General features: G+C 61.9%; 17 protein-coding genes. 7 read left to right on the forward strand and 10 right to left on the reverse strand.

Going from position 1 to position 16,876, the window contains the following annotated elements; genetic code table 11:
• Positions 1–72: 72 nt before the first annotated feature.
• A complete protein-coding gene (gene mutY, locus K3557_RS19690) occupies positions 73–1,137 on the reverse strand; it encodes an A/G-specific adenine glycosylase (RefSeq protein WP_259996127.1) in 1,065 nt (354 codons plus the stop codon).
• Positions 1,138–1,221: 84 nt separating this feature from the next.
• On the opposite strand from mutY, the gene K3557_RS19695 reads away from it, so the two are divergent.
• Entirely contained in the window at positions 1,222–1,749 is a 528-nt protein-coding gene (locus K3557_RS19695) for a DUF721 domain-containing protein (protein ID WP_134831128.1), read from the forward strand.
• A complete protein-coding gene (locus K3557_RS19700; protein ID WP_259996130.1) occupies positions 1,746–2,417 on the forward strand; it encodes a DsbA family protein in 672 nt (223 codons plus the stop codon). Before K3557_RS19695 ends, K3557_RS19700 begins: the two co-directional genes overlap by 4 nt.
• 102 nt (positions 2,418–2,519) lie before the next feature.
• Here the strand turns inward: K3557_RS19700 and lpxK are convergent, their stop codons facing one another.
• The 5 genes from lpxK to K3557_RS19725 form a co-directional block, all read right to left on the reverse strand.
• Positions 2,520–3,521, reverse strand: coding sequence for a tetraacyldisaccharide 4'-kinase (gene lpxK / locus K3557_RS19705; protein ID WP_259996141.1), 1,002 nt, complete (start codon positions 3,519–3,521; stop codon positions 2,520–2,522).
• Positions 3,508–4,629, reverse strand: coding sequence for a 3-deoxy-D-manno-octulosonic acid transferase (locus K3557_RS19710; RefSeq protein WP_259996143.1), 1,122 nt, complete (start codon positions 4,627–4,629; stop codon positions 3,508–3,510). The genes lpxK and K3557_RS19710 overlap by 14 nt, the downstream gene beginning before the upstream one ends.
• Positions 4,630–4,811: 182 nt before the next feature.
• Positions 4,812–5,615, reverse strand: coding sequence for a 3'(2'),5'-bisphosphate nucleotidase CysQ (locus tag K3557_RS19715; protein WP_259996145.1), 804 nt, complete (start codon positions 5,613–5,615; stop codon positions 4,812–4,814).
• On the reverse strand, positions 5,602–6,948 hold the full coding sequence (locus K3557_RS19720; protein ID WP_259996147.1) for a TldD/PmbA family protein: 1,347 nt from the start codon (positions 6,946–6,948) through the stop codon (positions 5,602–5,604). Before K3557_RS19720 ends, K3557_RS19715 begins: the two co-directional genes overlap by 14 nt.
• Before the next feature lie 122 nt (positions 6,949–7,070).
• Positions 7,071–8,594 (reverse strand): DUF2125 domain-containing protein, encoded by a 1,524-nt coding sequence (locus tag K3557_RS19725; protein WP_259996148.1) that lies wholly within the window; start codon positions 8,592–8,594, stop codon positions 7,071–7,073.
• Between the two features lie 135 nt (positions 8,595–8,729).
• Between K3557_RS19725 and K3557_RS19730 the strand changes: the two genes are divergently transcribed.
• The 3 genes from K3557_RS19730 to K3557_RS19740 are packed head-to-tail and all read left to right on the forward strand — an operon-like array spanning position 8,730 to position 10,770.
• Positions 8,730–9,479, forward strand: a complete 750-nt coding sequence (locus K3557_RS19730) for an SDR family oxidoreductase (protein WP_259996149.1) — start codon at positions 8,730–8,732, stop codon at positions 9,477–9,479.
• Positions 9,476–10,087: an enoyl-CoA hydratase/isomerase family protein gene (locus K3557_RS19735; RefSeq protein ID WP_259996150.1), complete on the forward strand. Its 612-nt coding sequence runs from the start codon at positions 9,476–9,478 to the stop codon at positions 10,085–10,087. The genes K3557_RS19730 and K3557_RS19735 overlap by 4 nt, the downstream gene beginning before the upstream one ends.
• Positions 10,084–10,770 (forward strand): VOC family protein, encoded by a 687-nt coding sequence (locus K3557_RS19740; RefSeq protein WP_259996152.1) that lies wholly within the window; start codon positions 10,084–10,086, stop codon positions 10,768–10,770. Before K3557_RS19735 ends, K3557_RS19740 begins: the two co-directional genes overlap by 4 nt.
• Positions 10,771–10,813: 43 nt before the next feature.
• Here K3557_RS19740 and K3557_RS19745 read toward each other — a convergent pair whose 3' ends face one another.
• The 3 genes from K3557_RS19745 to K3557_RS19755 form a co-directional block, all read right to left on the reverse strand.
• Positions 10,814–12,364 carry a TRAP transporter large permease subunit gene (locus K3557_RS19745; RefSeq protein ID WP_259988395.1) on the reverse strand — a complete coding sequence of 517 codons (1,551 nt, stop codon included), beginning with the start codon at positions 12,362–12,364 and terminating at the stop codon, positions 10,814–10,816.
• Positions 12,361–12,858 (reverse strand): TRAP transporter small permease subunit, encoded by a 498-nt coding sequence (locus K3557_RS19750; protein WP_259996172.1) that lies wholly within the window; start codon positions 12,856–12,858, stop codon positions 12,361–12,363. The genes K3557_RS19745 and K3557_RS19750 overlap by 4 nt, the downstream gene beginning before the upstream one ends.
• 65 nt (positions 12,859–12,923) lie before the next feature.
• Complete coding sequence (locus K3557_RS19755) at positions 12,924–14,009, reverse strand: TRAP transporter substrate-binding protein (RefSeq protein WP_259996174.1); 1,086 nt, start codon at positions 14,007–14,009, stop codon at positions 12,924–12,926.
• A gap of 204 nt (positions 14,010–14,213) precedes the next feature.
• Between K3557_RS19755 and K3557_RS19760 the strand changes: the two genes are divergently transcribed.
• Together K3557_RS19760 and K3557_RS19765 are read left to right on the forward strand one after the other, a co-directional pair.
• On the forward strand, positions 14,214–14,915 hold the full coding sequence (locus K3557_RS19760; protein ID WP_259996176.1) for a GntR family transcriptional regulator: 702 nt from the start codon (positions 14,214–14,216) through the stop codon (positions 14,913–14,915).
• 135 nt (positions 14,916–15,050) lie between these two features.
• The gene (locus K3557_RS19765; RefSeq protein ID WP_259996177.1) at positions 15,051–16,250 is read left to right on the forward strand and encodes a TIGR03862 family flavoprotein; all 1,200 of its coding nucleotides are present in this window, start codon (positions 15,051–15,053) and stop codon (positions 16,248–16,250) included.
• On the opposite strand, the gene K3557_RS19770 is transcribed toward K3557_RS19765, so the two are convergent.
• On the reverse strand, positions 16,223–16,813 hold the full coding sequence (locus K3557_RS19770; RefSeq protein ID WP_259996187.1) for a glutathione S-transferase family protein: 591 nt from the start codon (positions 16,811–16,813) through the stop codon (positions 16,223–16,225). The genes K3557_RS19765 and K3557_RS19770 overlap by 28 nt on opposite strands.
• Between the last annotated feature and the right edge of the window lie 63 nt (positions 16,814–16,876).

Genomic DNA, 16,876 nt, shown 5'->3' on the forward strand with positions numbered 1-16,876 from the left:
AAATCAATCAGCGCGCGTTTGCGCTGACACTATGCCCTAACATCTGAAAACCCAAGAGCGGCGCCGGGTTCTTTAGAGGCCTTGATAAAGATCGAAAGCCTTGCGCATTACTGTGGGCAGGCTGGCGGCGCGGAAGTCGTGGTGTGGTATCAGTTCCTGCGCTGCATTCTGGTTATAACCTGCTGGCAATTCGGCCGTCATCACCCGAAGGATCAGATGGAAATGAGTGAAAGTGTGGCGCACTTCCCCATCCTGCTCTTGCCAATCCGCTTCAAAAGGCGGGTTCGGACCCGGGGCGTCACTCCACTCCGAACCGGGCCAGCCCAGCATGCCGCCCAGCAGCCCCTTGTCTGGCCGCCGTTCCAGCAGCCATGTGCCGTCGGCGGATTTCGCCAGGTAAACGATGCCGCTCCGGGTGGGTTTTGGTTTTTTCGGCACCTTTTTCGGCAGCTCAACCGCAGTGCCTGCAGCCCGCGCAGCACAGGGATTGCGCCAGGGACAGATGCCGCAGGCCGGGTTACGGGGCGTGCAGATGGTGGCGCCAAGGTCCATCACCGCCTGGGCGTAGTCACCGGGCCGCTGAGACGGGGTCAATTCCGCAGCACGTTCTTTTAAAACAGGTTTCACACCGGGAAGCGGGTCGTGAATGTCGTGCAGCCTGGCCATCACCCGCTCCACATTACCATCCAGAACGGTCTCTGGGCGGTTAAACGCAATCGAGGCGATGGCGGCGGCGGTGTAGGGGCCGATACCAGGCAGCTTTAGCAGGTCATCGTAATTGTCCGGGAACTCTCCACCGGAACCGCCTGCGACCGAACGGGCGCACTTCAGAAGGTTGCGGGCGCGGGCATAGTAGCCAAGGCCGGCCCATTCGGCCATGACCTCGGCGTCCGCCGCCGCGGCAAGATCGGATACGGTGGGCCAACGGCTGGTGAAGCGAAGGAAATAGTCCCGCACCGCGGCCACCGTGGTCTGCTGCAGCATCACTTCGCTGAGCCAAACCTTGTATGGATCGGGGCGTTTGCCTGCCGCACGCTCTGCGGGCCCCACCCGCCAGGGCATCCCGCGGGCATGGACGTCATACCACGCAAGCAGGTCTCCGCTCATCGCGGCGGAATTACTGATCAAGTCACGCATTCGTTATTCCTTGGCTCGCGGTTTGGCTGGCGCCTGCATTCCGGCTCTTTACAATAGGGCAGGCAGTCACGCAAAAGCTAGATCATGGCATTCAGGCGCAGTACCACACGCGGGTTCGCACGAACCTCCAAGCTCCTAAACGAGCAGATCCGCAAGGCGGGGGAAAGCCGTGGTTTTGCGGTGTCGCGGCTGCTGACCCACTGGGAAGAGATCGCCGGTCCGGATATCGCTGCCATGGCGCGTCCGGTGAACGTGGGCTACGGGCGCGGTTCCTTTGGGGCAACGCTGACGGTGCTGACGACCGGAGCCAACGCGCCAATGCTCGAAATGCAAAAAGAACGCCTGCGTGAGCGGGTGAACGCGGTTTATGGCTTCAATGCCATCTCCAAGGTACGGATCACGCAAACGGCACCGACGGGATTTTCCGACGGCCGCGTGGAATTCAAATATGCCCCCAAAGTGCAAGCGCCCCGGCAGCCCGACCCGCAGGATACTGCGGCTGCCAGCCAGGCGGCTGCCGGTGTGGAAAACGATGATCTGCGCGCCGCCCTGGAACGCCTGGGGCAGAACGTGCTGACAAAACAGAAAACGCAAGGAAAGGGGTTCAAATGACCCGTCTGATGTCTGGTGTCTTTGCCGCGGTTGCGGTTGTTGCGGGCGGTTATGCCCTGTCGGGATTCAACACCCAGAACAATCTACCGCAGAACCCGCTGGTTGGCGCCGCTGTTGCGCAGGAGGCCGAGGTGGACATCTCAACAATCGCCGAGATGACGTTGGGGGCCGAGGACGCGCCGGTCACGCTGATCGAATACGCCTCTTACACTTGCCCGCATTGCGCCAGCTTTCACAATGAAACCTTCAAGAAGCTGAAGGCCGACTACATCGATACCGGTAAGGTCAAGTTCATCTACCGCGAGGTCTATTTCGACCGCTACGGGCTGTGGGCCTCGATGATTGCACGCTGCAGCGGGCCGGATAAGTTCTTTGGTATTTCCGATCTGATCTATAAGGGCCAGTCCGAATGGACGCGGGCCGGCGGCGCAACCGAGATTGTCGATGAGCTGCGCAAGATCGGCCGCCTGGCGGGGATCGAGAATGAGCAGCTGGAAGCCTGCCTGCAGGATGGCGAGAAAGCGCAAACCCTGGTGGCCTGGTATCAGGAAAACGCCACTGAGCACGGCATCGAGGCAACGCCGTCATTCATCCTGAATGGTGAAAAGATTTCCAATCAGTCTTATACAGAGTTCAAGACGCTGTTGGACGCAGAGCTGGAAGGCTAAGCTCTTCCAGAAAAAAATTTAAGCCCGGGCCGTGTGCCTGGGCTTTTCAGGGCAGAGCAAACCGGGCAGGCGCGCCCCGGCGGCTTTGGATTGCGCTGGGGGTCAGGGTGCAGGCGCGGCTTTCTTCAACAGTTCCTTTAACCCATCATCTCCTGCAACCTGCAGCCGCACAGGCAAGGTAATGACCTTGGAGCGGAAGCTGTCCGGCAGGCGGACGGCGTCTTTTTCTGTCGTGACAAGCTGGGCGTTCAGCAGTTTGGCTTCGTTCTCCAGCCGGTTCATCAGCGCCGGTGAAAGCGGCTGGTGATCGTCAAGCGCTTCGGCGCGGACGATATCGGCGCCAAGGCTGCGCAGGGTGTTGAAAAATTTCTGCGGGTGGCCGATGCCGGCAAAAGCCAGAACGCGTGTGCCGTTCCAGGGCATCCCGGTTTGCAATGGCTCCAGCGCACCAGTGAAATACGGCAAGCCCTGCAGATGGCTTCCCCAGGCTGTGGCAAATTTCTTCTGGGCCTCCCCAGGCCCAAGCGAGAGCACCGCGTCAGCCCGTTTCAGGCCAATGGCAACCGGCTCCCGTAATGGGCCGGCCGGCAGGCAGCGGCCATTGCCGAAGCCCTGCTGCGCGTCCACCACGATCAGTGACAGGTCCTTGGCCACCGCGGGGTTCTGAAATCCGTCATCCAGCACAATGACGGTTGCCCCAGCGTCTGCTGCGGCGCCTACGCCGACGGCGCGGTCCTTGGCAACCCAAACTTCGGCAAAGGCGGCCAGAAGAAGCGGTTCATCCCCCGTCTGCGCGGCTTTGTGGCGGCCAGGCAAGACTTGCACCGGTCCCTCCATGGTGCCGCCATAGCCGCGGGTCACAACATGCGGTTCATGCCCCTGATTGCGCAGCGTTTCCAGCAACCAGATCACAGTGGGCGTCTTGCCGGTGCCGCCAGCATTCAGATTGCCAACGCAGATCACCGGGACACCGGCACGCACCGGGTTGCCTTTGGCGACCCGGGAAGCGGTGGCGCGCGCATAGACCCAGCCAAGCGGCGCCAGCAATGCTGCCCGGAAGTTAAAATCTCCCGGTGGTTTGTGCCAGAATTCAGGTGCCCGCATCGGTATCCTCGCGCTGGTCCAGCAGGGTCTGGACCTTTTCCAGTAACATGTCGGCTGTGGCGGCGCTTTCGGTGACGCTCTGCCAGCCGGCCAGCGCCATTTCGGCGGCCTTGTCCGGAGCAGATAGCGCAATGACAGCATCGGTCAGTTCCGATTGGGTCAGCACCGGCTGGGCAGCGCCCGCCGCGGCCAGTCTTTCATAAAGGTCCCGATGCGCGTGAATACCCGGTCCGTGCAGCAGTGCCGAGCCTAAGGCTGCGGCGTCCAAAGGCGACTGGCCCTGCGCCATAGGATCCAGGCTGCTGGCGATCAGCGCGGCTGGAGACAGGCGGTACCACAATCCCAAATCCTCGCTGCCCGCCAACAGCACCTGCGTCAGGTCCTCGGGTTCACCGCCGTCTTCCCAATCGGCAAAATACAGCCCGCTGTTCTGCAGCTGGCGGCGGGCTGCTGCAAGATCCGCGCCGTCTTCCAGCGCGACCACCAGCAGCAGCCGGTGCAGCAGCCGCAATGCGCCGCGATGCGCGTCCAGGATACGGGGCAGTTCGCTGAGCTTGGTATGGGCGGCGAGCCAGACCGGTCGGCTGCCAAGGGTCTGTTGCATGGCAGAAAGCTCTTCGTCATTGCAACCGGGCGGAATTGCAGACACCCGCAGCTTGCCGGCCAGTTGCACCCGTTCTGCTGGCAGTCCGATCCGGGCCAGCCGGGCCTGCACGGATTTGGACGGGGTCAGGATGCAGGTCAGCCCGTCCAGCAGCCGCCGCCGCTGGTCCGGCAGCCAGCGGCTGGTGCGGTTGGGCATTTCATCCTCCAGAAGATCCGCCAGCAGTAACCCGGTACTGCGCTCGCGCATTTGCCGAAGCAGCACCCGCCGTGCTGGCGGGCCGGTCCAGATGCAAGCGTCGGGCCGCCAATGGTTCAAAAACCCGCGGGCCTCGGCCAAGGTGTCTTCAGGCAGCGGGCCAATCGGAATATCGCAGCCAACTGTACCGGTCAGCCGCAGTCCGGGTTCCCAGCTTGCCAGCACCGACAAGTCCGGGCGCAGGGATTTGAGGCGGCGGCCGATATCGCAAAGCGCTTGATAGCGTTCAGGGGTGGTTGCGTGCACCCACAACAGCTCTCCTTTGGGGCGGGGCTGCAGAACGGAAGTGCGGTTGGGTGCTGCGGTTCGCCGTTGCATCTGGCTCGATCTGAAATTTCCGGCCCAAGGTACCTGCAACATGCGGGCTTGTCTGTGAAAAATTTGGGTATGACGATAGCGCTGCTGCTGCCGCTTAAAGCCAGTCCGGTCTAATGTCCAGCGATGCCAGGCGCATTCGGGTCCAGCGCCGTCAGCAGCGAATTCTGAAGGGCCGGATTTCCGGCAACCACCCCGTTCAGGCGCGGATGCGGATTGTTGAAGCACAATGGGCGGCCGGTTTGATCGGTAAGGATCCCACCTGCCTCGCGTATCAGCAGATCGCCCGCCGCTATGTCCCATTCCCAACTGGGGCGCAGCGTCAGCATGGCGCCGAAACGGCCGTCTGCGACCTTGGCCAGCCGGTAGGCAAGCGAGGGCCGGTAGCTGCGGATGAACTCAGGCGGGGTGCCGCCCAGCCAGTGATGGGCCTGCAGGTTGGGTTTGGCGGCCAGCACTTCAGAACTGGAAAGTTCTGTGGCGGGGGACACATGGATCGGGCTGCCATTGCAATCCGCCCCCTGGCCCTTGGCGGCAGTGTACATCAGCTCCCGCTGCGGCAGGTAGATCACGGCGGCGGTCACCTCACCTTGTTCAGCGACGGCAAAGGAATGCGCCCAGGTGCGGGACCCTTCGGCAAAGCTGCGGGTGCCGTCGATGGGGTCGATGATGAAGACCTTTTCGCGCAACAGCCGCGCGTCATTGTCTTCGGTTTCTTCCGACAGCCAGCCATAGCCGGGCCGCGCCTGCTGCAGCATGTCTTCGAGCATAGCATTGACTGCCAGGTCGGCTTCGGTCACGGGACCAGCTCCGCCTGGCTTGTCCCAGCGTTTGGCTTCGGGACCGGAAAAACGGCACGCAATATCGCCGGCCTGTTCCGCCGCTTTCACAAGCAGGGAAAGGTCAGTTGCCGGCAAGGGTCATTCCTTCGATCAGCAGTGACGGGACCACGGTCGACAGGTGCCGGCGCGCGTCATTGGCGGGAACGATCCGCCGCAGCATATCAAGCAGATTGCCCGCGATGGTGCATTCGTTGACCGGATACGCGATCTCGCCGTTTTCCACCCAGTATCCCGAGGCTCCGCGGGAATAGTCGCCGTTGTTGGGGTTGATAGTGGAGCCGATCATCGACGTCACCAAGAGACCGGTGCCCATCTGCGAAATCAGATCATCGCGGCTGGCTTGTCCTTCAGTCAGCGCAAGATTCCAGCTCGCGGGAGAGGGCACGCCGCCGATGCCGCGGGCGGCGTTGCCAGTGCTTTCAAGGCCCAGTTTTCGGGCCGAGGCGAGGTCCAGCGTCCAGCCGGTCAGCACGCCGTTGGCAACGACAGTGCGCTTGCGGGTCGGCAGACCCTCGCCATCAAACGGGCGGGAGCCGGAAATGCGCGGGCGGTGCGGGTCCTCAATAATGGACAGGGTTTCGGGCAAAACCTGCTCAGCTAATGACCCCTTCAGCCAAGAGGAGCCGCGGGCAATCGCCGCCCCATTGACAGCAGACAGCAAGTGGCCGATCAGAGAGGAAGAGATGCGCTCGTCAAACAGCACCGGAAAGCTGCCGGTCTTGGGCTTTCGGGCGCCCAGCCGGGCTACCGCGCGTTCACCGGCAGTGCGGCCAATGTCCTGAGCGCTGCGCAGGTCGGCCTGAAAAGTGCGGGAATCCCCGTCGTAGTCACGCTCCATACCTGTTCCGCTGCCTGCAATCCCGGTGCAGGATAGGGAACGCCCGGTACGCTGGTAGCCGCCGGAAAACCCATTGGTTGCGGCCATATGCACAACGTGGCGGCCATAACCTGCAGCTGCGGACTGCACCTGAGTAATGCCGTCGATTTCCTGGCAGGCGGCCTCTGCCGCCAATGCGTCAGACTGCAGGGCAGCAGGCTCCGGCTCGCCGCGCGGGTCTTCCAGCTCCAGCTCTGCCAGGTTCCAGTTTTTGGCCAGCTGCGACGGATCAGCTAGGCCTGCATAAGGGTCCTCAGGTGCTTCCTTGGCCATGGCAACCGCACGTTCGGCCATTGCTGCGATGGTCTCCGGGCGCATATCCGATGATGAAACCAGCGCCTGCCGTTTGCCGACGAATACCCGCAAGCCCAGGTCAGTGCCCTCAGAGCGTTCCGCATGCTCCAGCTTGCCTTCCCGCACTTCTATGCTGAGGGAGCTGCCTTCCGCGGCCATGGCATCGGCGGCATCCGCGCCGGACTTGCGGGCGGCATCAATCAGGGCGTGGCAAAGCGCTTCGGGGGACTGGGTCATGGGCACCTTCTGTTCTGCTCCCTTCCAGAGCTATCCAGTGAGGCGGCTTGCCGCAAGGGCGGGCAGCAAAAAAGGGGCTGCACATAGTAGCCCCTTTGTAAAACCTGTCAGGGAATTGACGGTTATTTGATGCGCTGGCCATTGGCGTGGATCTGGCCGTCCTCGGAGATCGCAATCTTCGAGGTCAGTGTGTCTTCGCCCTCGCCCGGCACGGCCAGCATGCCCATCATCATCCGCGCGCCCATGGCGTCGCTGTCGGACATCAGGCCCATCCCGATCAGCTTGTCGATCAGGGTGTTGGCACCGGTCAGTTTGAGGTCAGCCTCACCCGAGGGGGCAGGCATGCCGTCAAAGCTGACCAGATCTTCATTGTTGAAGGTAAAGTCGCCAGTGCCGGTCAGCTCGGCGCCTGCTGCGGTGACCTGCAGCTGTTTCACGGTCAGCGCGTTCAGTTCGCCCGGCTGTTCTTCGCCGGATTCCACCGATTCCATGGCTTCCGGGTCAAACAGGTCGAACAGCACCTTGCCCTTGCCGGCAAGGTCCAGCACCACGGTGGCAGGATCATGCGGCAGCTGGCCGGTCGGGTCGACCATGCCCCACAGCATATCCGGAACCGCAAAGTCGCGCAGGGTAATGCCCAGGGCAAAGTCCTGCTCTTCGTCGGATTTGGCGAGCGGCATCATCAGTTTGAAACCGGTCTCCGCCATGCTGAGCGCCAGCGGGAAGGGGATCTCGGAACCGGAGATATTCACATTGGTGCCGGTCTGGGACACATCATAGGTCAGATGCTGCTTGTCCATCGCCACCGCGATCGAGCCGCCCTGGGAGTTGCTTTCCATGGCGAAGTTTTCGCTGCCGTCCACACCGGAGACGGAACCATTGCCGCTGTCAAAAGTGAAGATGCCGTCAAAGGCAAATCCGGCTGCCAGCAGCGCTGTCATATCGGGGCTTTCCAGATCAGCGGGAACGGTGCTGGTGCCGATAAAGTTCAGGCCCTGCAGGGCGCCTTTGAAAGAGCCTGTGCTGTTGCTTTCGGGATCGTTAAAGCCCATGTCATAGCTCAGGCTGGAAGCAGTCAGCGTCTGGTCATAGTTGCGCGCGCCAGCGATTTTCATATCGGTCTTGGTAGCAACGTCGTTCATGACGATCTGAATTTTCGCCACGTCCGCCGGCACGGCCTCGCCGTCTGCAGTCAGACTATCCAGCGTCATGGTGACATTGGACGAGCTGTAATCATAGCTCATGCTTTCGGCGTCGCCCGATACTTTCATCGGGGTGCCGTCATGGGCATAGATCAGTTTGCCCGAAAAGCTCTCACCTTCAGCGGTGAAATCAAAACCCATCGGGAATTCCGCAGGCAGCAGCACGTTGACGGTGCCATCGCCGTTTTCCACAAACTGGATTTCCGGCATGCTCACCGTGCCGGAGCCGTCCTCATCCGGGATCGGCATGACCATCGAGACATCGGAGACAGTCAGGGTGCTGCCCGAAACAGCTTCAGTGCCGGAAACCGTGTAACCGGTGCTGGTCAGATACGCTTTCCAGTCAGCCCAGACGTCCTGGGCACTCAGATCGGCCAGGGCACTCTGGGCGGAAACAACAAAAATTACCGCTGCAACGCCGCTGCGTGCAAAATTAACGGACATAAGAGAACCTTTCTCAGTGAGATAATTGAAATCATCGTCGGCCCGGCGGGCGGTGCCGTCAAGGGGGCCTTGGGCTGGACCGTTCCCCCTAACCGCTTTACCACATGGGTCAGCAGCCACTTGGAGGGACGGCCGATGAATTTCAATGGAAAAACAGTTGCAATTACAGGCGCCAGCCGCGGGATCGGCGCGGATACGGCCCGGGTTTTTGCTGCTGCAGGGGCCAATTTGGCCTTGCTGGCAAGGAGCGGAGAGGCGCTGCGGGAGCTGGCGGAGGAGATCGGCGGAAATGTGCTGACCTTTACTTGCGATGTATCAGACTACGCATCGGTGGAGGGCGCGCTGGCCAAGGCCCATCAGCACTTCGGCAGCCTGGACATTCTTATCAACAACGCCGGTGTGATTGAGCCTATTGCCCGGTTGGCGGATGCGCAGCCCGGCGAGTGGAGCAAGCTGATTGATATCAACCTGACCGGAGTGTTCAACGGGATACGTGCCGCCCTGCCGCTGATGAAGCCCGCGGGCGCCGGCACTATTATCACCGTCAGTTCGGGCGCGGCGCATCATGCGCTGGAGGGGTGGAGCGCGTATTGTTCGTCTAAAGCGGGCGCGGCGATGCTGACCAGCGCACTGGATTTGGAAGAACGTGCCAATGGTATCCGCGCCATGGGGCTGTCGCCGGGCACGGTCGCAACCCGGATGCAGCGTGAAATCAAGACCAGCGGCATTAACCCGGTGAGCGAGCTGGAGTGGGAAGACCATATCCCTGCCGAATGGCCCGCGCGGACGCTCATGTGGATGTGCACGAATGAGGCGGACGATTGCATCGGCCAGGAAGTTTCCTTGCGCGAGGACAGCATCCGTCAGCGGGTTGGCCTGGTATGATTGATCTGGAGATTGCGCAGAACGGTCTGTGGACCCTCACCATCAACCGCCCGGACAAAGCCAATTCGCTGACCGAAGCGATGCTGACCGAGTTGGCTGAAATCGCCGAACGCGCGCAGGAGGCCCGCGGGTTGATCCTGACCGGAACCAGCAAGGTGTTCAGCGCGGGTGCTGACCTGGACGAGGCGCGGACAGGCCTGGCGACCTCGCCGGTGTGGGAGCGGTTGTCCAATGCTGTGGCTTCAATTCCCTGCCTGAAAGTGGCGGCGCTGAATGGCACCCTGGCTGGCGGTGCCAATGGCATGGTACTGGCCTGCGACATCCGGATTGCGGTGCCTTCAGCCAAGTTTTTTTATCCGGTGATGAAGCTTGGGTATTTGCCGCAGCCTTCGGACGCTGGGCGGATGGCGGCGCTGATCGGACCTGCGCGCACCAAGATGATCCTGGCAGCCGGGCAGAAAATCACCGCGCAGGAGGCTTGCAACTATGGCCTGGTCGACCGGATCGTGGAACCGGATGCGCTGATTGATACTGCACAGGACCTGCTGGCGCATTCTCTTGATGCTCAGCCAGAGATCGCAGCCGGGATCCTGAGGATGTGCCGGTGAAACGGCTGTCCGGCCTGCGGCTGCAGGTAAGGAGTCCTGAACGTCTCGCCGGGTTCTATGCGGATGTGTTCGGCATGGATGTGCGGACCGAAGGCGAGGCCTGGCGCGCGGGTTATGCAGGACAGGATGCAGACCTGATCCTGCTGCCCGGGGGTGCCCAGGGTTCGCACAGGCGGGACGAGCGGTATTGGAAGATCGGGATCTGTCTGCCCGATCTGGACATAGCCTGCGAATGCCTGCGTCAGAAAGGAGTGGAGGTCTCTGCCCCGCATCAGTTCCGCGATATCGGGTATATGGCGCATCTGCATGATCCCGAAGGTTTTGCGGTCGAGCTGCTGCAGCATGATTTTCTCGGCAACCGCCCTGACGGGGCAGGTGATGCAGCGCTGCCGTTGGGCGGCGGAGCGCATATCGGGCAGATCACCTTGCGGACCGGGGATATCGCCGCCGAAGTTTCGACGCATGCGGATATGAAGCTGTTGTCGGTGCAAGATGTTGCGGAATTCGGGTTCGACCTGCATTTTCTTGCCTTCACAGACGAAACACCGCCGGACCCGGATTTGCAGGCCGTGGCAAACCGCGAATGGTTGTGGCGGCGCCCATACACCACTTTGGAATTTCAGCATATTGCCGGTGCGCAGATGCGGGAGAGCCCGGCGTTTCTGGGGCTGGAAACGACCTAGCCCTGCGCTGTGTTCCAGGCGCCCGCCACCAAGGCGCCCGGCGTCAGAAAATTGCAGATGGCAGCCAGGTTGCGAGGCCGGGTATCAGCCAGACCAGCAGCACCCCAAGCGCCTGCAGGCCAATGAACGGCACGACGCCTTGGTAGATTTGACGGGTGGTGACCTCCTTTGGCGCGGCGCCGCGCAGGTAGAACAGCGAAAAGCCGAACGGTGGCGTCAAAAAGCTGGTCTGCAGGTTGATCGCGATCAAAATGCCCAGCCAGACCGGATCGTGCCCCATGATGATCAGGGCGGGCGTCACCAGCGGCAGCACGATGACAGAGATCTCGACGAAATCGAGGAAGAAGCCGAGCACGAAGATGAACAGCATGCAGAACAGCAGCGCACCGGACGGACCGCCGGGCATGTTGCCAAGGATATGCGCCACCCGCTCCTCGCCGCCCAGGCCGATGAACACCAGCGAGAACATGCCTGCGGCCAGGATGGTGGCAAAGATCATTGCGGTCATGGTTGTGGTCGAAGTTACCGCATCGTGCAGGATGCGTTTCTTCAAACCGCTGCGCAGGGCGGCCAAAACGGCAATGGCTGCGACCGCGGCCAGAAGCGCGTAGAACAGCCCCGCTGCGAGGTCGGCCCCGCTGAGGTCGCTGCGTTGCAGACGGACCGGATGAATCCCTGACAGTATCCCCAGCAGGATCAGCGCGGCGGCACCGGACAGGATCAGCCGGGAGGGGCCGCCTGCACGCGCTCCCGCCATCAGCAAGGCACCGATGCCGCCCACCGATGCGGCCTCGGTCGGCGTGGCAACACCGCCCAGGATGGCACCGAGCACGGCGAAAATCAGCAGGATCGGCGGCACTACGGCACGCATGATCTGGCGTCCGCCAGGGCGGGCCAGCTCCGCTGGGGCGGAGGGCATGTCCTGAGGCCGCAGCATGCCTCTGACCAGGATATAAAGAAGATACAGCACCACCAGCACCAGCCCGGGCACCAGCGCGGCCGCAAAAAACTGGCCCACGGACAGCGCCTCGACAGAGAATTTTCCCTGCTCGTACTGGGCCTGCTGATAGGCGTTTGACATCACGTCGGCGAGAATGATCAGCAGCGTCGATGGCGGAATGATCTGGCCCAGCGTGCCCGCTGTGCAGACAATACCTGACGCGACCCGGGCATCGTACCCGGCGCGCAGCATGGCTGGCAGGGCAATCATGCCCATGGCCACAACCGTGGCGCCCACAATGCCTGTTGAGGCCGCCAGCAGCGCCCCCACCAGCACAACCGAGATGCCCAGCCCGCCCTTCAACTGGCCGAACAGCCGTCCCATGGTGTCCAGCAGGTCTTCGGCAATGCGGCTTTTCTCCAGGATCGCCCCCATCAGAACGAACAGCGGAATGGCGATCAGCACCTGGTTGCTCAGCAGGCCGAAAACCCGTTGGCCAAGCGCGCCCAGCAGCGAGATGTCCATCACCCCCAGTATCCACCCGAGACAGGCAAAGATGATCGCAACGCCGGCGATAGAAAAGGCCACCGGAAACCCAATGAGGATCGCCGCCATCAGGGCTGCGAACATGATCAGGTCAAGGTATGCGGTCATTGGGCGTCACTTTCGGAAAACAGGCGGATCAGCAGGGCAGCAGATTGCAGCATAACCAGCACACAAAAGGCTGGGATCAGTGACTTCAGCAGGAACACGGCTTCGATGCCGCCAACCGCGATCGGGCCTTCGAATATTGCCCAGGAATTGCGTACCGACGGCCAGGACCAGTACAAAAGCGCGGCCATTGATGGCAGCAGCAGGAACAGGTGGCCGAAGATGTCGATGCGGCGCTGCGACCGGGGGCTGAGGCCGGCGTAAAACACATCAACCCGCACATGCTTGTCGACAAGCAGCGTGTAGCCCGCGGCGAGCATGAACAGGGTTGCGTGCATATAGAGGACGCTTTCCTGTGCGGCGATGGAGTTCACTCCGAACACATAGCGGCCGACCACAATCGCAAACTGTGTCAGCACCATGATCAGCGCCAGCCAGCGCACCACATGCGCCAGCCCCCGGTTGATCCCGTCCAGCGCATTTGCAACCCGCCGCATTCCGCTCTCTCCCCATCAAAAAGCCGGCGCCCGCCGTTCCGGGCGCCGGCTGCCGTTGCTGCCCGTCAGTAACCCATTACCGAGGCACGGGCGTTCATCTGGCCGTTATCGGCATAGGTCATATAGCCGCCGATGCTGTCGCGGTAGCCAAGGAAGCTTTCGGTAATGCGGCGCACCAGCTCATCGTCGTCCTCCTGCAAGTCGGTGATCACCTCCTTGGCAGCAGCGCCCATTGCGGCGATCACATCCTCGGGGAACATCTTCACCTGCACGCCATCCTCTTCGACCATCTTCTTCAGCGCCAGGGCGTGTTTGGTGGTGTATTCCGTCCAAACCGGATTGTAGAGGCTTTCGCAGGCCAGCGAAACAACCTGCTGCAGGTCTTCCGGCAGGTTCCCGAAAGCCGCGGCATTGACTCCGCATTCCTCGGCAGAGGAAGGCTCGCCCACACCCGGCCAATAGTAGTTCTTGGCCACTTGGTAGTAGCCGAGCGCGCTGTCGGTCCAGGGTCCGATGAATTCACCGGCATCCAGCGCGCCGGTCTGCAGTCCCTGGAACATCGCCGGACCGCTGGTGGCCTCAGCCGCCATGCCAAGTTTCGATGCCATTTCCGAGGCCAGCCCGGTGGTGCGGAACTTGAGTCCCTTCAGGTCCTCGGCAGAGTTGATCTCGGTCTTGAACCAGCCGCCCCACTGCGGGCCGGAGTTGCCGCACAGGAACGGCTTGATGCCAAAGCGGCCGTACATCTCGTCATACAGCGCCTGGCCGCCGCCGTGGTACATCCAGCCGAACTGCTCATCCGCGCGCAGGCCAAACGGCTGCGAGCCGAACAGCAGGATACCTTTGGATTTCGATCCCCAATAGGCCGGCACGGCGTGATACAGCTCGGCGGTGCCTTCAGAAACCGCGTCAAACACGCCGCGGCCCGGTACCAGCTCACCCGCGGCAAACAGCTTCACCTCGATCCGGCCGCCTGAAAGGGTGGTGATCCGGTCAGCCAGCATCTGTGCCGCCACACCGGGTCCAGGCAGGTTCTTCGGCCAGGCGGTTACCATCTTCCATTGCATTTTGCCCTGGGCAATGGCGGGGCTGGCCAGCGCCGTTGCCGCCGCACCCAAAGCGCCGGTTCTCAAAAACGCGCGTCTTTCCATGTGTCCATTCCTCCGTCTGTCGGTGCATCTGCGATGGGCGGATGCCGGCAGCGCAGACTTTATTGTGTTTTGTAGGCGCTTTACATTAATATGTAGCTACATATTAATGTCAATCACAGTTGCGCGGTTCAAGTTCGCCTTTCTGCGCAGAATGCAATATGGAGCGGCGGCAAACATTTTCCCGTTTGACCTGGGGGATGAATATTGACGGACAAGCCACGGCATTCCTGGGTAACCATCCGGGACAGCATCCGGGAGATGATCCTGAACTCCACCTACGGGCCAGGGGATAAGCTGCCGCGGGACGAGGAGTTCGCCGTACGGTTCGGCTGTGCCCGCTCCACCGTTCACCGGGCCATGCGGGATCTGGCTCAAAGCGGGCTGGTGGAACGGCGCCGCAAGGGCGGCACAATGGTACAGCGCGATCCTGTGACCCGGGCAACCCTGAATATCCCGATCACCAGGCTTGAGGTCGAGCAGAAAGGCTGCGTGCACCGCTACCAGCTGGTGCGGCAGTCGGTGCAGCCTTCCAGCCCGGCCATAATGGCAAACTTCGGCCTGCATGAAGCCCGGCCGATGCTGCGGGTTGAAGCTTTGCATCTTGCCGACAGCCGCCCCTATATCTTTGAGGACCGCTGGATCTGCCTGGAGACCGTGCCGGAAATAAATACTGTGGACCTGACACGCGAAAGCGCAAACGAATGGCTTGTTCGCAACCGCCCCTACAGCAGGTGCGATTTGCGTCTTTATGCCCGCCCCGGAACCAAGAGCGACAGTGAAATTCTCCAGAGTGCGATCGGGGACGCGCTGTTTGTCATGGAACGCACAACTTGGATCGGCGACGCCCCGATTACCAGTCTGCGCGCCGTTGCCCATCCGGGTTATCAGCTGTTCACCCAGGGCTGATGCAATGTTGAGCGCTCGGAAATGGCCGGCCGCAAAGCGGGCAGATTGGAACGGAAACACATAGGCCTTGGCTCGATGCAGCGAAAACAAGCGCTGGCGCCGGGCGCTGGAAACGGGCGTTGGCAAGGGGATGGCATGATGGAAACTTGGGATGCAGTGGTGATCGGTGCCGGGCCTGCAGGGCTGATGGCCGCCGAGGAGCTGGGCCGCGCCGGGTATCGCGTTCTGGTGGCAGAGGCCAAGCCATCAGTGGCGCGCAAGCTCCTGATGGCGGGCAAGTCCGGATTGAATCTGACCAAGGACGAACCGTTTGACCAGTTGATCACCCGCTATGGAGAGGCCGCAGACTGGCTGGCGCCAATGATCCGCGTCTTTGATGCACAGGTGGTTCAGGATTGGGCACAGGGACTGGGGAGCGAGCTGTTCACCGGCTCGACAGGCCGGGTGTTCCCGACGGTCATGAAAGCCTCTCCGCTGCTGCGCGCCTGGCTGGCACGCCTTGATGGTTTCGGCGCACAGATCCGCACGCGCTGGCGCTGGGGTGGCTGGGAGGGCACCGGGCTTGTATTTGAAACGCCGGATGGGCCGAAGCGGATTGAAGCCAGGGCGGTGGTTTTGGCTCTGGGCGGCGCCAGCTGGGCGCGGCTTGGGTCGGACGGGGGCTGGGTCCCTCTGCTGGATGGAAAAGCTGTGGAGATTGCACCATTCAAACCTGCCAATGCAGGGCTTCTGGTGGATTGGTCCGATCACATGGCGCCGCAGTTCGGGCAACCGCTTAAGGGTATTGCATTGCACGCCGGCCCTTTGTCCTCACGCGGGGAAGCCGTGATATCTGAGCGCGGGCTGGAAGGCGGCGGCGTCTATTCCGTCTGCGCCGCGGTACGGGAGGGGGAGACATTGCAGATGGATCTGCTTCCTGACCTGGAAACGGCGGAAATAGCACGCCGCCTGTCCCGCCCGCGCGGCAAGGCGAGCGTTTCAAACCATCTGCGAAAGGTGCTGAAGCTGGGCGTTGCACGGGCAGCAGTATTGCAGGAATTCGGACGGCCTTTGCCACAGGATACCCAGGCCCTGGCCAGGTTGATCAAGACGCTGCCAGTCAAACATGCAGGCCTGCGGCCGATGGATGAGGCGATTTCCACCGCTGGCGGTGTGCGGCGGGACGCGATGGATGACGGCCTGATGCTGAAACAAATCCCCGGCACGTTCTGCGCCGGGGAAATGCTGGATTGGGAGGCGCCGACGGGCGGTTATCTGCTGACAGCGTGCCTGGCCACCGGGCGCTGGGCGGGCCGGGCAGCGGCAGGTTACTTGGCGAGTGCGGCCACCCGCTGATATGCGTCGCGCTGCCGCATTCGTTTTCCATAATCCAGCAGCTTTTCGCCTTCGATCGGGAATTTGGCGCTATGGGCCCAATTCAGGCAATGGGTGCAGATGATGTCGGCGATTGTGAACTCTGCGCCCATCAGGAATTCCGCGCCCATCCTGCCTTCAAGCCGCGCCAGATTATGGGCAAATTCCCACTTCAGGCTGCCTTTCACTTCCGGCACCCGCTGCTCTTCCGGCAAGATGAAGCTGTGGCGGGCCGCTGCCCACAGCACAGCATCCACTTCGTCCAGAAGGAGATGCGTCATCGCATCCTGCTTGGCACGGGCTATCGTGCCAGAGGGTGCGGTCAGGGCGCCGTGCTTGTCAGCGAGGTAAGTGAGAATGGCAGTTGAATCGCTGATGGCCTCGCCTTCGGCCTGCAGCACTGGCACCTTGCCCGAGACATTCAGTGCCTGAACTTCCGGGCTGCGGGGACCGTGCTGTTTAAGCTCATAGGGCTGCCCAAGCTCTTCAAGCGCCCAAATCACCCGGAACGTGCGGGTGAGCGGAATGCCGGTGACGGTGTACATCGTCTCTCTCCTGTTGTGTGTCCCTAAGATGGGTGGCACAGCAGGGGGGATCAAGCCAGGAGA

This window comes from Leisingera sp. M523 (genome assembly GCF_025141335.1).
In the GTDB taxonomy this organism is placed as follows: domain Bacteria; phylum Pseudomonadota; class Alphaproteobacteria; order Rhodobacterales; family Rhodobacteraceae; genus Leisingera.

Excerpts from the sequence above, each read along its gene's own strand:
- mutY (WP_259996127.1), bottom strand. The coding sequence starts at position 1,137 with ATGCGTGACTTGATCAGTAATTCCGCCGCGATGAGCGGAGACCTGCTT.
- K3557_RS19695 (WP_134831128.1), top strand. The coding sequence starts at position 1,222 with ATGGCATTCAGGCGCAGTACCACACGCGGGTTCGCACGAACCTCCAAG.
- K3557_RS19700 (WP_259996130.1), top strand. The coding sequence starts at position 1,746 with ATGACCCGTCTGATGTCTGGTGTCTTTGCCGCGGTTGCGGTTGTTGCG.
- lpxK (WP_259996141.1), bottom strand. The coding sequence starts at position 3,521 with ATGCGGGCACCTGAATTCTGGCACAAACCACCGGGAGATTTTAACTTC.
- K3557_RS19720 (WP_259996147.1), bottom strand. The coding sequence starts at position 6,948 with ATGACCCAGTCCCCCGAAGCGCTTTGCCACGCCCTGATTGATGCCGCC.
- K3557_RS19725 (WP_259996148.1), bottom strand. The coding sequence starts at position 8,594 with ATGTCCGTTAATTTTGCACGCAGCGGCGTTGCAGCGGTAATTTTTGTT.
- K3557_RS19730 (WP_259996149.1), top strand. The coding sequence starts at position 8,730 with ATGAATTTCAATGGAAAAACAGTTGCAATTACAGGCGCCAGCCGCGGG.
- K3557_RS19735 (WP_259996150.1), top strand. The coding sequence starts at position 9,476 with ATGATTGATCTGGAGATTGCGCAGAACGGTCTGTGGACCCTCACCATC.
- K3557_RS19745 (WP_259988395.1), bottom strand. The coding sequence starts at position 12,364 with ATGACCGCATACCTTGACCTGATCATGTTCGCAGCCCTGATGGCGGCG.
- K3557_RS19750 (WP_259996172.1), bottom strand. The coding sequence starts at position 12,858 with ATGCGGCGGGTTGCAAATGCGCTGGACGGGATCAACCGGGGGCTGGCG.
- K3557_RS19755 (WP_259996174.1), bottom strand. The coding sequence starts at position 14,009 with ATGGAAAGACGCGCGTTTTTGAGAACCGGCGCTTTGGGTGCGGCGGCA.
- K3557_RS19765 (WP_259996177.1), top strand. The coding sequence starts at position 15,051 with ATGATGGAAACTTGGGATGCAGTGGTGATCGGTGCCGGGCCTGCAGGG.
- K3557_RS19770 (WP_259996187.1), bottom strand. The coding sequence starts at position 16,813 with ATGTACACCGTCACCGGCATTCCGCTCACCCGCACGTTCCGGGTGATT.